The organism is Bacillus rhizoplanae, from assembly GCF_917563915.1.
Taxonomy (GTDB): Bacteria; Bacillota; Bacilli; order Bacillales; family Bacillaceae_G; genus Bacillus_A; species Bacillus_A rhizoplanae.
Genome location: NZ_CAKJTI010000003.1, coordinates 272,019 through 285,537 on the forward strand (window position 1 = coordinate 272,019; position 13,519 = coordinate 285,537).

Here is a 13,519-nt window from a genome sequence, read left to right on the forward strand (position 1 = left end):
ATTTACTATTCTCCTTTTGTAGTACGGTACTCTCTTTCAACAAGGCAAATTCTTGTATGAAATTGTTCATACCATTGTTCTCGTCCTCTTTTTCTAGCAATCGTATGGGCTGCATGTTCTTTCCATTGTTGAATAGCTTCAAGTGATTCCCAGTACGAAATGGTAATACCAAAGCCAGTTTCATCGCGTACACTTTCAACATCGACAAATCCAGGTTGCTGCTTTGCTAACTTTACCATTTCATCTGCAACGATTTCGTAATCATCTGTTTCAGTTGAGAGTTGAGAAGTGAAAATAACCGCGTAGTATGGTGCTTTGTTCATTTTGTTTTCTCCTTGCTATAAATTTTTTCTTTTTAGTTTATCATGAAAACTGAATAGTGTGTCATTTAATGCGTATTTTAATTTCATTTACCGAATTGAATTTAATATGAAAAAATTCATGAAAAACCAAAAATAGTCTCGTTAAATAAGCAGTAAGACATCTACGCAAGGGATTAACTGCCTGTAAGTACGAGAAATATAAGAAATCCCACTTCAAAATAAAATGAAGTGGGATTTCTTATATTTCCTCTAAGCTGTTAACTGGAACAGTGAGTTCACGATTTGGATTTGTTGCCTCGTATATGTGTACTGTTTCGTTTTTTTCGTCGACATGTTGAATCGTAACAGGCATACCTTGAAAAGTTACATTGGTTTGTTCCGTTGATTCTGAAATTTCTTTTGCTCTTTGAATGTTCATTTTTAAACTCCTCTCTGTGTCCGATTGGTTAACCATCAAGAGAGCTTCCGCTGATGGAAGTTATGCTGTACTACTATTTTGGCTCACAGTAAGGAATAATATACCAATTGATAGAGAGTTTAAAGTTTTTGAATCATTTGTAATGTTTCTTCAGTGAACGAAGAAAACATTGGAGCATGATAATCTTGAATGGCATGATGTGCTTGCTTTGCTTCATACAGAGCTTGTTCTTTATTCTGCAGGTGCATATAGCATAAAGCACGAAAAGAGCCAGCTGTAGTCAGTAATGCTTTGTCTATCGGATGATGTGAATAAGCGGGAATTGTGACTTGTTGCAACGATTCTAACGCTTCATGATAACGATCTAGGCCATATAATGCTTTGCCTTTTTCGAGATAATAAAAGCCATCTTTTTCGGGTCCTAGTACCTTTATTGACTGTTCTCCGTATGCTTCAATGTGCGCGAGTGCAACTTCATATTGTTTCGTAAGCATATTATGAAAATAAGCCTGCAATATATGAAGAAGAGTTGTTGATATGGCGTTTTCTGTAAAAATGGCAAATTGCTCTGCTTTCTTTAAATAGTGTAAGTAACCTTCTGTATCTTTAGCAAATGTTGCTTGATAGGACAAAATACGATAAAATTCATCCATCTTATAGTACACTTGATTTTTTTTAGAAAAAGCAATTGCTTGTAAAATAATATCTTTGCAGTCGTCATAATCTCCAATCGCTAATAAAATAATTGCCTCATCTAAAAAAAGTTCAATTTGCATAATTAAATCCATTTCTAAATGTTTTTCTTTATACTCATCCCGAATGGAATTAATTAATTGTAAACACTCATGGTATTTATTATTGAGAAACAATAATCGAAAGAAGATAAGTTTTGTTTCTGTACTTTCGCGATATAAAGCATACTTTTCAAAAATTAGTGTTGCTTTTTCAATATATGCATGTACATGATAATCTTTCATGTGAAGTGCTGCTTTAGCGTATTGTTTATATAAGCGGGCAGCATCTAGTGTAGATGATAGTACATCATGCACAATAGGATGAAGAATTTCGTATACATCTTTAAAACGCATATCTTGTATATTTTGCTCCATTTTTTGCACAAGAGTAGCAAATTCATTCGCTTCTTCTTCTAATAAAAAGCTTGCATCACAGCCGAGCTTATCAGCAAGATAATGCAACGTTTTCATGGAAGGAGTTGCCTTACCATTTTCAATTTGACTGAGCATACTTTTTGTTAGTTCTGTCCCAGCAAGTTCAGATTGGGTAAGTTTTTTTTCTTTTCGTAATGTCCGTATTTTTTCTCCGAGAGTGGCCATGGAACTCCTCCTTTTTTCAAAAAAGTTAAATATAATTAAACTTTTTATTGTCAAATTCAGAAAATTAATTATATAATAAGTTTAACACAATTTAACTTTTAAAGGGAGAGTGATTATGTGGAAGGTGTAATAGAAAAGCAAAATGATGCACGATTAAAAATTGCGACGCGAAATATTGTTTTGATGATGATTGGGAAATTATCATCAATGCTTGGGGCAAATATTTACACGTTTGCAATGGGGCTGTACGTTTTAAAAACGACAGGATCTGGCATGGGGTTTGCTATTACCCTTGTTTGTGGTTCCGTTCCGCGTTTGATTTGCGGGCCCATTGCCGGAGCAGCTGCAGACCGAATTAACCGGAAGTGGCTCGCTGTTGGAGGAGATGTATTAAGTGCTCTTATTATGTTTACTATGTTCTTACTTTCAACTTCATTTGGACTTTCACTGATCTTCATCTATGTATCCGCAGCACTGTTATCCATATGTGCAAGCTTTTTCTCTATTGCTTTAACATCCTCAATTCCATCTCTAGTTGATACTACACGTATTCAAAAAGCGAATTCATTAAATCAAACAGCTACATCGCTTGCGACAATTTTAGGACCGATTATTGGTGGTCTTGTATACGGCTTATTTTCTATGAAATTCTTTTTTTTACTGAATGGTATTACATTTGCTTTTGCAGCGATAATAGAAGTATTTATGGTATTTGATTTGTATAAAGCAGACAAAAAAGAAAATAAGGATCATTTTTTAACGAGCATAAAAGAAGGCTTTGTATATGTGAAAGAGCAAAGTGACATATTTTCGATGCTGAAACTTTCACTTTGGCTGAATTTCTTTTTTTGTGCAGTTACGGTCTCACTTCCATATATTATCGTTCAAAAATTATCACTTTCCTCTCAACAATTTGGGGTAATTGAAGGTATGTTTGCTGTTGGGATGTTAATCGCTTCTATTGTTTTATCCGTTCGAGCAGAAGCAACAAATAAGTTTCGGACGATTCGTAGGAACCTTTTCATACTGTCTGGATTATTGTTGTGTATTGTATTACCAATGTTTCTTCCGTTATCTAAAACAATGATTTTCATATATTACATTACACTTATGATGCTTTTTGGAGTGAATATCATCACGATTAATGTCCCATTACAAGTCTTTGTTCAAAAAACGACGGCACCAGAATATTTAGGACGTGTATTCGGATTAATTGAAACAATTGCAACAGCAATTGTCCCTCTTGGAACACTTTTGTACGGCGTACTTTTAGACTATATACCAGCATCTACTGTTATGCTTATATCTGTCTTTGGATTGTTTGTTGTTGTTTTTTTGGGAACGAAGCAATGGAAGAATGTGCAAAAACAGGAGGAAGTGTCTATATCTTAAAGAATAAGTAGTCATTGTTACAAAAAGATGAACTCCCTGCATTTGGATAAAAAAAGGAGTATACTAATATTATTATCCTATGATAAGGAAGTGTCGTTATGAGTACTGTTGGTGTTGTATATGGAGTTATTCTTTCTTCTATTTTTGTTTCTTTTACTGTAGGTGTAACGCGTTACATTCATAAGTGGAAAGAAGGGGTTGTAAAGTTAAATCATATTGAAGAAGAAGCAAGTGATTTCATGTTACATCACGGGAAATAAAGTGAAACTTCCATCAGTGGACGTCTTTTCCCACTGATGGAAAGCTCTCACCAATCGGGCTTTTACGGACAGTTATCATCCACCTATCTTCTTCGCTTTTCTCTGAATCTTGAGGTGGGGGTCTTACTGTCCGTTAATTCGGGATAAAACATTACCTTTACAAAATTTACTGTTAATGGGATGTTTTCTAGAATAGTTAAAAATTCATAATTTTATTATGTAAACAAAAAGTGTGGTGCGGAGTATGTTAGAAATACAAACATCACACTTTTTGTTATGTAATGTATTTTATTTCTATATTACCAAATTTACATAAATTTGGTTAATCCCTTCCGCTATAGTTGTAGTAGTTATTATATAATTATGAAAAATGCAAAGGGGATAGGGGAATGACTAATATTTACTTTGTACGTCACGCACATTCTACATATACGCCAGATGAGAGAGAAAGACCATTGTCTGAGAAAGGATGGCAAGCAGCAGAGAGTGTGATAGAAGTATTACAAAATGAATCGATAGATGTTGTGATTGCTAGTCCATATAAAAGGGCTATTCAAACAGTAGAAGGGATTGCTGAACATTTCGACTTATCGATTGAGTTAGAGGAAGATTTAAGAGAACGTTTATTAAGTTTAGAGCCTGTCGAAGATTTCGAGAAATCCATTACGAAAGTATGGGAGAATCCTTCTTTTCAGTTTGAAGGTGGAGAATCTAACGTTATTGCCCAGCAGCGCGGAGTTTCTTGCATGATGAAAGTCTTGCAGAAATATGAAGGGAAAAATATTGTAATAGGAACACACGGGAATATTATGGTCCTTATTATGAATTATTTTGATTCCCAATATGATTTTTCATTTTGGAAGGAGCTTCATATGCCTGACATATATAAGCTGACATTTTCAGAAGATCAGTTTGTTCAAGCAAGTCGACTTTGGAAAGAGGACATTGTAAAAAATGTGTGAAGATTGACGAAAAGAGCAGGAGATTATGTAACAGTTATAGAAATCAATGGCTGGAGTGAAAAAGTTTTTTAATAAAAGGAGGCTGTTCATATGTTCGAGAAAAACAATAGATTTTCATCCATGCCAGGAGAAGTTGTAGAAGTTCACAATGTGTATGAGATTTTACCACCTGACGGAACGATTATTGGTATGGCAACACCTGAGGAAATGGAAATTGCTGCAGAACTAGAACTAAAGCATTACGCTTTTTCACGTTTAATGGAAGTAAATATTCAGTTAGACGGTGCCTCCTATAAAGAGATGTTAGAAGAGTTAGAAGAATATGAGAGAAAGTCGATGGCTTTCTGGCGGGCACTGCATGAGCGTTTATCTGTGCCGTGGGCATGGGTGTTACGCGTTGATGTTGCAAACGGCCCTATTCATGTAAACAATGGAAACTTGTTTTATGATGTAGAAGAGTTAGAAGAAGACTTTGAATAAGAAGAAGGGGGAAAGCAGTATAGACACTGCTTTCCTCTTTCTATAAGTTCTGTATATTTTTGATTTGTTTTACTGCTTCAATTATAATATCGGGCCGATCTATTTCAATGGAGTGTCCCGATTTAGTAGCAACAACAAGTTGACTTTGTTTTGAAAGTGTAGTTTGTTCATGAATGAGTTCTTGCCACACATTTTCTAATACCTCTGCTGTAATCAAAATAAAGCCCCCCTTAAGTTTGAAGAAACCTTTGGCATACCAATAATATTGCCCATACTCCTATACCGCATAGAATAGAAGTGCTAAGTGAAAATGAATTGCGAAGACCTAAATATACAATGAATAACAGTAAGGCTGATGCTGGAAAACCATATAACACTCCTAGTGCAAAATCACTTAATTTTTCTCGAGAACCTCCTTCCACAGAAATCCAAAATAAACTGAGCAAACTAATTAATGGAAGGGCGGCAATGAAGCCGCCAAGTGTACTATAGTGCTTAGCGATTTCTGTAACTCCTCCAATAATAAGTGCAGAGACAATCACTTTAATGAGAAAAGACATCGTAAGCCTCCTTCGCTAATAATTCAAATGCAGATTGAATCAGCTGTTTTTCTTCTTCAGATAACTTCTCTTCTATTTTTTTTAGCTTTGTTTCATCGAGCAATGTGTGTGTAGCTAATGCATTCTTTCCTTTTTTTGTTACTGTCACAAGTACAACTCGTTCATCTTGTTTACTACGCTTTTTTACTACAAATTCTTTCTGAATTAACCGTTTAATATGTTCAGAAGCTGTGTTATGAGAGAGAGAGAGTTTTGCAGCGATATCACTAATGGTTTGTGCTTCTTTTCGAGAAATCATTTGTAAAATACGAATGGCTTGGTGAGATAAATTTTCTTCGTATTCATGACGGAGGTAAAAATAAATTGTTTCCCAATGTTTATTTAAAGTTAGCATGATTACAACCCCCTTTTTTTTATATCGTATAATACGATATAATTGTTTGTAAAGATATAAATGTTTTTATCTCACATTAACGGGCAGTAAGCCCTCCACTGATGGAAGTTTCACTTTATTTATTAAATTTTTCTGTAAAAAAGTATCTTTTTTTTAGTAGATAATATAATCTTATCTTAAAATCACAATGAAACGAGGGATGAGGATGGAAGCCGTACATACCTTTAAATGGACTGGTGATGAAAAAGCGTATTTAAATGAGATTCATGTAGAAAAGCTAGATCCTCTTTCTATCGGATTATATGGTGGAAATACAGAAGCTGGTGCAAGCGAAAATGAAGATGCTGTGCTTGCTTGGTGTGATCCACAAGGAACATGGGAATTTGTTATGATTTTTGATGCACAAAGTACTATCGAAAGAGCAAAGCTTATTATAGATATAATTTGTAAAAGAAAAGAGAAGTTATTGCAGCTTTTCACTTATCCTTCTCATTTAGTTTTTCATCATACGCATATGTATTTATTATCGCTCTTTACAGATGAAAAATTTATTGAAGAAAGTGAACGAATACAAGGACAAACATCATGCCTTATTTGTCTTCGGAAAGGAAAGTTTGTGTATTGGTTGTCAGTAGGAGAATGTTTTGTCTACTTATTTCATCCAAGACTATTACAATGTGACCAGGGGCGTTTGAATAAACGGCAATGTTATGAGAGGATTGGCAGAAAGAATATTTTTTCAGCAGCAACACCTTGTTTTACTTCGGGGATTCGTGAATTACAAGAAGGAACCAATCATCTTGTGATGGCAACAGATGGGATTGTTGAATGTGGTGAACGGATATTTGAAGACGATCATCTATTATATCAATCGTTACATGCAGAAGATGCCCTTCATATTGGACAAATACTTGTCAAGGTAGATTCTTGGAAAGAAGCAAAAGGTGTCACAATTATAGGTTGGTCCGTTGATATAGAAAATATAGATTGGACCTGTGAGGGTGATGAAAGCAGATATGATAAAAATTAGAAGTAATATGTAAAACATACCGCACAGAAGAAAATACATTCTTCTATGCGGTATGTTTTATTTTAAAGAAACACTACTAAAGAAAGAGTTTAGAAGGCTGGATGGAATGTTAATACTTGATGTAATCATTCCGGATATAAGAAGTAGAATGTTCAATAAAAAAGATCTCAAAAATTGTCATGAGATCTTTTTTTGTGCATATATATGTATAATGTGGCCACAAAACGTTCGTGTAGTAAATTATTTATATGATAATCTAACTTCCTAAAAACCTATTTTATAACTGGTAAAGGTTATGATAGGGGAATTGTCGAAAGGAGTTTTGAAGAAAGAATGAGTTATGGGCTCCGTTATGCTGTAGAACAAAGGAAAAAACAATTGATTGAGAAGTTAATTGATGTAGGTGTATACAAAGTATTAAATAAACAATTGTATGAATTATCACTAGATGAATTAGAAAAAGAATATAATGATAGCTTAAAATATGAAGATGTACGCGCGTAGTTTATCCCGCATTAACGGGCAGTAAGACCCCCACCTCAAGATTCAGAGAGGAGCAAGGAAGCTAGGTGGGGGATAAAGAAAACCCCCACTGATGGAAGTTTCACTTTATCCAACATTGTTCTTTTTAGATGAATTAAAGAGGCATGGTTAACCATTAGTAGTAGATGAAGAAATCTTTTACTTATGGAAAGTTCACCTTAAACAAAATCCCCTTTCTCAATACTACACTGAGAAAGGGGATTTTGTTTAAGATGCAGTCGTAAATGAAGGGATAGGATCAAGAAACGTATCCCAGTCTTCATACATTTCTTGTTCAGTTAATAAGCAGTGGTCCAAAGATTGTTCTATTTCTTCTCTGTTCATGTCAATACCGATAAAGACTAACTCTGTAATTCGGTCTCCGTATGCGTCATCCCAACGGTTTAAAATGTCTGGGTCTTCTGCAATAATTTGTTGTTGTTCTTCTTTTGAAGTAGCTGCAATCCACTCACCAGCTCCTTGAATCGTGATAGATGAACCAGCTTGAGAGAGAAGTCCAATGATATTGTTGCGAGAAGCAAGCCAGAAGAAGCCTTTCGCTCTCACGACGTCAAGTGGCCAGCTTTCGAGCCATTTCATCAATCTTTCAGAGTGGAACGGGCGCTTACGGCGGTATACAAATGATGAAATGTTATACTCGTCTGTCTCAGGTGTGTGTTCGCTGTTTAATTCTTTAATCCATCCAGCTGCTTGACTTGCTTTTTCATAGTCAAATAGATTCGTATTTAGGATTGTGTATAACGGCACTTGCGAATAAACTGCTTCAATAATACGAGCTTCTGGATTTAACCTTTGTAATAGTTTGTGAAGTTCTGTAATATCATCCTGCTCTAGCATATCTGTTTTGTTTAAAATAATTACATTTGCAAATTCAATTTGATCGATGAGTAAATCAATTACTTCGCGCGTATCTGTCTCATCAAGTGCTTCTTGGCGATCTAATAAACTTTCACCAGAAGCATAATCATCCCAGAAACGATTCGCATCTACGACAGTAACCATCGTATCTAAACGACATGTATTTGATAAGTTGATTGCTAATTCTTCGTCCATATATGTGAATGTTTGTGCAACTGGAATAGGCTCACTAATACCTGAAGATTCGATGACAATATAATCAATATCCCCAGATTCAACGAGACGGTTCACTTCTATAATTAAATCTTCACGTAATGTACAGCAAATACATCCATTTTGAATTTCAACAAGTTTTTCCTCTGTTCTAGAAAATCCACCTTGTTTGACAAGTGCAGCATCAATGTTAATTTCGCTCATGTCATTAACAATGACAGCTACTTTCATTCCGTCGCGATTTGTAAGTATATGATTTAGTAATGTTGTTTTTCCAGATCCTAAATACCCGCTTAATACTGTAACAGGAATTTTTTTCATATAAAGACTCTCCTTTTTAAATCGTAATCATTACGTTTTATTTCTTGTTATATCTTAAAGGATGCAAAATAAAATTGCAACAATAAATCATAATGGTTACGATTTGTAAATAAGATATAGTAAGTATGCTGCGGATGAAACATGTCATAGAAAAAGAGGACAAGCATATGTTTACAATAGAGTGGAGCTTCTATCAGAAAGGATTTTATTCATTTAGAATTCCATTACGGGACCTTACGAATAGTGTTTTTAAAAATTTTTCGGAATTTTGAAGTGGCGATTTTATCCCGCATTAACGGGCAGTAAGACCCCCATCTCAAGATGCAGAGAGAAGCAAAGAAGATAGGTGGGGGATAGCTACCCGTAAAAGCCCGATTGAGCGGGCTTTCTATCAGTGGGGGTGAAAAACCCTCCACTGATGGAAGTTTTACTTTATTGCTAGGTGCATGAGATAACGATATAAAGGAGGAGATTGTAATGACACTTGCACGGATTTCTAGAGAAATTCTTGGTATGATGCTAATTGGACTATTTCTGTTCTTATTGTTTTTTGTTGATTTTACAAATGTATCATCGTTGCAAGCACTGATTCCGAAAAAGTGGATGAATGTAAATACAATCTTTTTGAGTATCTTTTTTGAAGCAGTTCCATTTATATTACTTGGCGTATTAATTTCAGGGATTATTCAAGTATTTGTGACAGAAGAAGTGATCAGGAAAGTGTTGCCGAAGCATCCGATTGTTGCCATGTTTCCAGCTGCATTTGTTGGGGTGTTATTTCCGATGTGTGAGTGCGTAATTATTCCAATTGTAAGAAGGCTGATCCAAAAAGGACTACCACTTCATGTAGGAATGGTTATTCTTGTTAGTGCTCCTATATTGAACCCAATTGTATTTTTATCGACATATTATGCGTTTCGTACGAATCACACAATTGTATATGGACGCTTTGGACTAGCTTTTCTTGTTGCTATATGTATGGGATGTATCGTGTATTACTTGTATCGTAACAAAAATGTATTAAAAGAAAGCAGTGTGGTAAGTGAACATAAACATTCGAAGAGAAGTTGGAAAGAGGTTGCTTCACATGCAGCAGATGAGTTTTTTAGTACAGGAAAGTATTTGCTAATCGGCGCATTTTTGGCTAGCTTATTTCAAACGTTTTTAGATCGTCAAATTTTGACTGAATTAGGGAGCAGTAGTTTTATTTCTCCACTTGCGATGATGGCTTTTGGTTATGTTTTATCTCTTTGTTCTGAAGCAGATGCATTTATTGCAGCATCGTTTGGGCATATTTTTTCAGCAAAAGCTCTTCTCGCTTTTTTAGTGTTTGGACCAATGCTTGATTTGAAAAATACAGTTATGTTATTTGCATATTTTCAAAAGAAGTTCGTGTTTCTATTTATGGCGATTGTGACGATTAGCGTGTATGTAATCGTGCAACTTGCGATGGGATAGGAGGCAAAGAAGATGGAGGAGCAGGAGAAAAGGGGATTTCATATTTATATTCGCGGCATTATATTGATTGGATTTGCTATGCTATTATTCAAATTACTTGTTACGGGACATATAACTAACTTTATTGCACCGCGTATGATAAAACTTATTTATGTTGCAACAATTGTGTCTTTACTGCTTGGTTGTTTACAAGTGTGGCGAAGTGGAAATGAGAAGGTAAAGGCATGTCATTGCTGCGAGGGACATGGTTTCCCAAAAACGAAAATAGGAACTTGCTTCTTGTATGGATTATTTCTTATACCTATCATCAGCGCCTTTTTATTCTCGAGTGTAGCAATTGATGGAAGTGTTGCTGCTAAACGCGGAATGAATCAAAGTACACAAACGAAGATACAGAAAGAAAATGAAGATTGGAAGAGTTTATTAGTAGATGAAGAGGAACGGCCAATTGCTAATGTACCAAGTTCTCAAAAACCATCGGAAGACTTAGAAAAGGACTTTTTGAAAAAGAAAAGCATACAAATAAATGATACGAACTATATTGCTGCTATGGATATAATAGGTCGTGATGTTCTTGGTTTTAAAGGGAAAGAAGTTACGTATTCAGGTTTTGTATATCATGATAAAGAAGTGGAAGGAAATAACGTGGTAGTCGCACGTTATGGTATTACGTGCTGCGTGGCAGATGCGACGGTTTGGGGAATGATTGCTTCAGGAGAAGGAATTACTGAGTTGCAAGATGAGACGTGGGTTACGATTACAGGAATTTTAGATGAAACAACATATAGGGGCGCTTTATTTCCACTTGTAAAAGTAAATAAAGTAGAAAAAATAGCAGCTCCAAAGCAACCATATGTATATGAACAATTAATACCGTAAACAAAAAGATGAGCTCATAATTGAGCTCATCTTAATTTGTATGTCAAATCATAGATTCTTCGCAATTTATTTCACACTTTTTTGAGATTCAAAATCATTCGTTTTTACTTCACTTACATAAAGGGTTGTCAACTTTTACATAAAAATAGGCATGTGCTTCTCCCATTATACGCATAAGAGTTAAAGCTTTATAATCTACTTTATCTGCAAAAAAGACAGCATAGTCAGATATTGCATGCTCTTTATAGTTAGAATCTTTTTGTAAATCTATAAAAATATTGTTCAAGACTCGTTTTACAACATTCCACAGCAGTTGCTCATCTAGTTGATAGAACTGACTTATATGTAAAAATAACTCGCCAAAGTGATTTTGCATCACAGAGTAAAATACTTTATTACGCATACTTTTTTCATCATCTACTAGAATTCTTGATTTATGATGAAATACGTTTACATCAAATCCCGCATTTTGTAAACGACTACGATGAACTCGAATACCCTCCCAATCTCGCACGAGTAGTCGGTCCGGTGTACCATCTTTTTTAAATACAGGAACTGTATTTTGCAGGTGTCCTTCTAAACCAATGCCGTATTTAACCATGAGCGGAATAAAGCCGACAAGGGCATTTGTTACATATTTTTCAATAAACCTAGCAATTGCATCGTGTAATGGTAGGTTGTGGCTATCTTTATATAACTCAATTAGTTCTACTATGACGGGTTTATTCGCACCGTGTACTGAAGCGACAAGGGCAGAGCCTACAATAGCCCATTCATCGTGTTTTACATAAGCATGAATGTTGTCGCGAATGACACAAGCGAGATTTTCGCTTCGTAATGTTTGTGTTTCTTCATCTATGTCATTTGGATGAAGAAAATGAGCGCCAGCTCGTTCCATAATTGGAACAAAGCGAGTTTCGTCAATCATCGTATCTTGCGTAACAACTTGTTTTAAAATATTGCTCATAAGTGGTCCATTATGAATGGTTTGTTCGGATAACGTCCGCACTTCTCCTGTTAAATGAATATTTGTTGTCAGTTTATAATGCGGTCTAATCGTTTCATATTGTTCAGGAAAGATTGTACGAAATGACATGCCTGCTAAATAATTCGCTTCATAATCGAATAAAATGATGATTTGTTTTTCGAGTTCATCACTGTAAATTTCACGTAGCGTATGAGTAGCTTGCCATGGATGAATCGGTAATAAAATGTAGTCATCTATTTTATCGCCAAGTCTTATTTCGGCTTCTACTTGGAGTACAGGTTCAAAAGAAAACAATAATGCATTCCAATTTTGTTCTTCCATAAAAGCAGCGCTTACATAATCTTGATGTATAGCTACAAAGCGCAATGGAATTGTATTTTTAAACTCAGCTGAATAGGCAAGTGTTTCTTCCGGACTTAAACCTTTTCTCATTTTGGTACCAGGGTGACAAGGGTGACCTTCTATAACGAGCTGTTCAAAAAAGGCATATGGATCTTGCGCTCGAGAAGCAGCTTGTAGCGTTGAAACATTCTCAGTTTGTTCATGAGATGTATAAGCAAGAGCTAAATTGGCAGCGCTATTTGCGAGATCATCTTCAAACATATGAAAATAGGAAAGTGGTCCTTGCCAATCTTCATGTAGTAATAATGCCAATACTTCATTTGGATGTATAATTTCTGTTTGACTAGACGGTGAGACGAGAATGTACGGTCCCTTTACAAAAGGACGTTCAAAGGCATATACGTGTTGAATCGGTATAAGTAGATATGTATTTTGTTGTTTAAAATATAGTCCTTGTATCATTGAAAACTCGTCAAATTGATGAATATGAGTGTTTATATAATCTAGTAAATAATCTGGGCAACGATGATCTGAAAATGATGCAAACACCCCTTCGTGTTTTCTAAATATGATTCCAGTTTTTGTCATGTTACATATATTTTCACGTATGAAGGACGATAGTAGTCGTTCGAGTATACCAGTTCGTCCCTTTCGAATCATTTGTTGATAGGTTTCATGTAATGGAGCATGATGTTGTTGTAAAAAAGAAAGTAAATTTTGTTCTTCTACTGCTAACGTTTGAATTTTATTTAGGTTCATAGAAA

General features: G+C 35.2%; 16 protein-coding genes. 8 read left to right on the plus strand and 8 right to left on the minus strand.

Annotation, left to right across the window (positions count from 1 at the left end):
* Positions 1-5: 5 nt before the first annotated feature.
* The 3 genes from LRP84_RS05300 to LRP84_RS05310 all read right to left on the minus strand — a co-directional run bounded on the left by LRP84_RS05300 (position 6) and on the right by LRP84_RS05310 (position 2,075).
* A complete protein-coding gene (locus tag LRP84_RS05300; protein ID WP_230574113.1) occupies positions 6-323 on the minus strand; it encodes an antibiotic biosynthesis monooxygenase family protein in 318 nt (105 codons plus the stop codon).
* Positions 324-561: 238 nt separating this feature from the next.
* Positions 562-741: an H-type small acid-soluble spore protein gene (locus LRP84_RS05305; protein ID WP_230574114.1), complete on the minus strand. Its 180-nt coding sequence runs from the start codon at positions 739-741 to the stop codon at positions 562-564.
* 119 nt (positions 742-860) lie between these two features.
* On the minus strand, positions 861-2,075 hold the full coding sequence (locus LRP84_RS05310; protein WP_230574115.1) for a helix-turn-helix domain-containing protein: 1,215 nt from the start codon (positions 2,073-2,075) through the stop codon (positions 861-863).
* 183 nt (positions 2,076-2,258) lie between these two features.
* Here LRP84_RS05310 and LRP84_RS05315 point away from each other — a divergent pair, with 183 nt between their 5' ends.
* The 4 genes from LRP84_RS05315 to LRP84_RS05330 all read left to right on the plus strand — a co-directional run bounded on the left by LRP84_RS05315 (position 2,259) and on the right by LRP84_RS05330 (position 5,169).
* On the plus strand, positions 2,259-3,467 hold the full coding sequence (locus tag LRP84_RS05315) for an MFS transporter (RefSeq protein WP_230574167.1): 1,209 nt from the start codon (positions 2,259-2,261) through the stop codon (positions 3,465-3,467).
* A 98-nt stretch (positions 3,468-3,565) separates the two neighbouring features.
* A complete protein-coding gene (locus tag LRP84_RS05320) occupies positions 3,566-3,727 on the plus strand; it encodes a peptidase (RefSeq protein ID WP_098310367.1) in 162 nt (53 codons plus the stop codon).
* Positions 3,728-4,116: 389 nt separating this feature from the next.
* Entirely contained in the window at positions 4,117-4,689 is a 573-nt protein-coding gene (locus LRP84_RS05325; RefSeq protein ID WP_230574116.1) for a histidine phosphatase family protein, read from the plus strand.
* 90 nt (positions 4,690-4,779) lie between these two features.
* Positions 4,780-5,169, plus strand: a complete 390-nt coding sequence (locus LRP84_RS05330; RefSeq protein WP_230574117.1) for a hypothetical protein — start codon at positions 4,780-4,782, stop codon at positions 5,167-5,169.
* A gap of 40 nt (positions 5,170-5,209) precedes the next feature.
* On the opposite strand, the gene LRP84_RS05335 is transcribed toward LRP84_RS05330, so the two are convergent.
* Genes LRP84_RS05335 through LRP84_RS05345 form a run of 3 tightly spaced genes read right to left on the minus strand, consistent with a single transcriptional unit; the run spans position 5,210 to position 6,123 of the window.
* Positions 5,210-5,386 (minus strand): hypothetical protein, encoded by a 177-nt coding sequence (locus LRP84_RS05335; RefSeq protein WP_437438761.1) that lies wholly within the window; start codon positions 5,384-5,386, stop codon positions 5,210-5,212.
* Between the two features lie 13 nt (positions 5,387-5,399).
* Positions 5,400-5,729 (minus strand): DUF3147 family protein, encoded by a 330-nt coding sequence (locus LRP84_RS05340; RefSeq protein ID WP_230574118.1) that lies wholly within the window; start codon positions 5,727-5,729, stop codon positions 5,400-5,402.
* Positions 5,713-6,123: a MarR family winged helix-turn-helix transcriptional regulator gene (locus tag LRP84_RS05345; RefSeq protein ID WP_230574119.1), complete on the minus strand. Its 411-nt coding sequence runs from the start codon at positions 6,121-6,123 to the stop codon at positions 5,713-5,715. Before LRP84_RS05345 ends, LRP84_RS05340 begins: the two co-directional genes overlap by 17 nt.
* A 205-nt stretch (positions 6,124-6,328) precedes the next feature.
* Here LRP84_RS05345 and LRP84_RS05350 point away from each other — a divergent pair, with 205 nt between their 5' ends.
* Together LRP84_RS05350 and LRP84_RS05355 are read left to right on the plus strand one after the other, a co-directional pair.
* A complete protein-coding gene (locus LRP84_RS05350; RefSeq protein WP_437438762.1) occupies positions 6,329-7,153 on the plus strand; it encodes a PP2C family serine/threonine-protein phosphatase in 825 nt (274 codons plus the stop codon).
* A gap of 333 nt (positions 7,154-7,486) precedes the next feature.
* A complete protein-coding gene (locus tag LRP84_RS05355) occupies positions 7,487-7,657 on the plus strand; it encodes a Fur-regulated basic protein FbpA (protein WP_230574121.1) in 171 nt (56 codons plus the stop codon).
* Between the two features lie 246 nt (positions 7,658-7,903).
* Here the strand turns inward: LRP84_RS05355 and LRP84_RS05360 are convergent, their stop codons facing one another.
* On the minus strand, positions 7,904-9,088 hold the full coding sequence (locus tag LRP84_RS05360; protein WP_230574122.1) for a GTP-binding protein: 1,185 nt from the start codon (positions 9,086-9,088) through the stop codon (positions 7,904-7,906).
* Positions 9,089-9,565: 477 nt separating this feature from the next.
* On the opposite strand from LRP84_RS05360, the gene LRP84_RS05365 reads away from it, so the two are divergent.
* Positions 9,566-10,546, plus strand: a complete 981-nt coding sequence (locus LRP84_RS05365) for a permease (RefSeq protein ID WP_230574123.1) — start codon at positions 9,566-9,568, stop codon at positions 10,544-10,546.
* Positions 10,547-10,558: 12 nt separating this feature from the next.
* Positions 10,559-11,425, plus strand: coding sequence for a TIGR03943 family putative permease subunit (locus tag LRP84_RS05370; RefSeq protein ID WP_230574124.1), 867 nt, complete (start codon positions 10,559-10,561; stop codon positions 11,423-11,425).
* Positions 11,426-11,534: 109 nt separating this feature from the next.
* Here LRP84_RS05370 and LRP84_RS05375 read toward each other — a convergent pair whose 3' ends face one another.
* A complete protein-coding gene (locus LRP84_RS05375; RefSeq protein ID WP_230574125.1) occupies positions 11,535-13,514 on the minus strand; it encodes an IucA/IucC family protein in 1,980 nt (659 codons plus the stop codon).
* Positions 13,515-13,519: the final 5 nt, after the last annotated feature.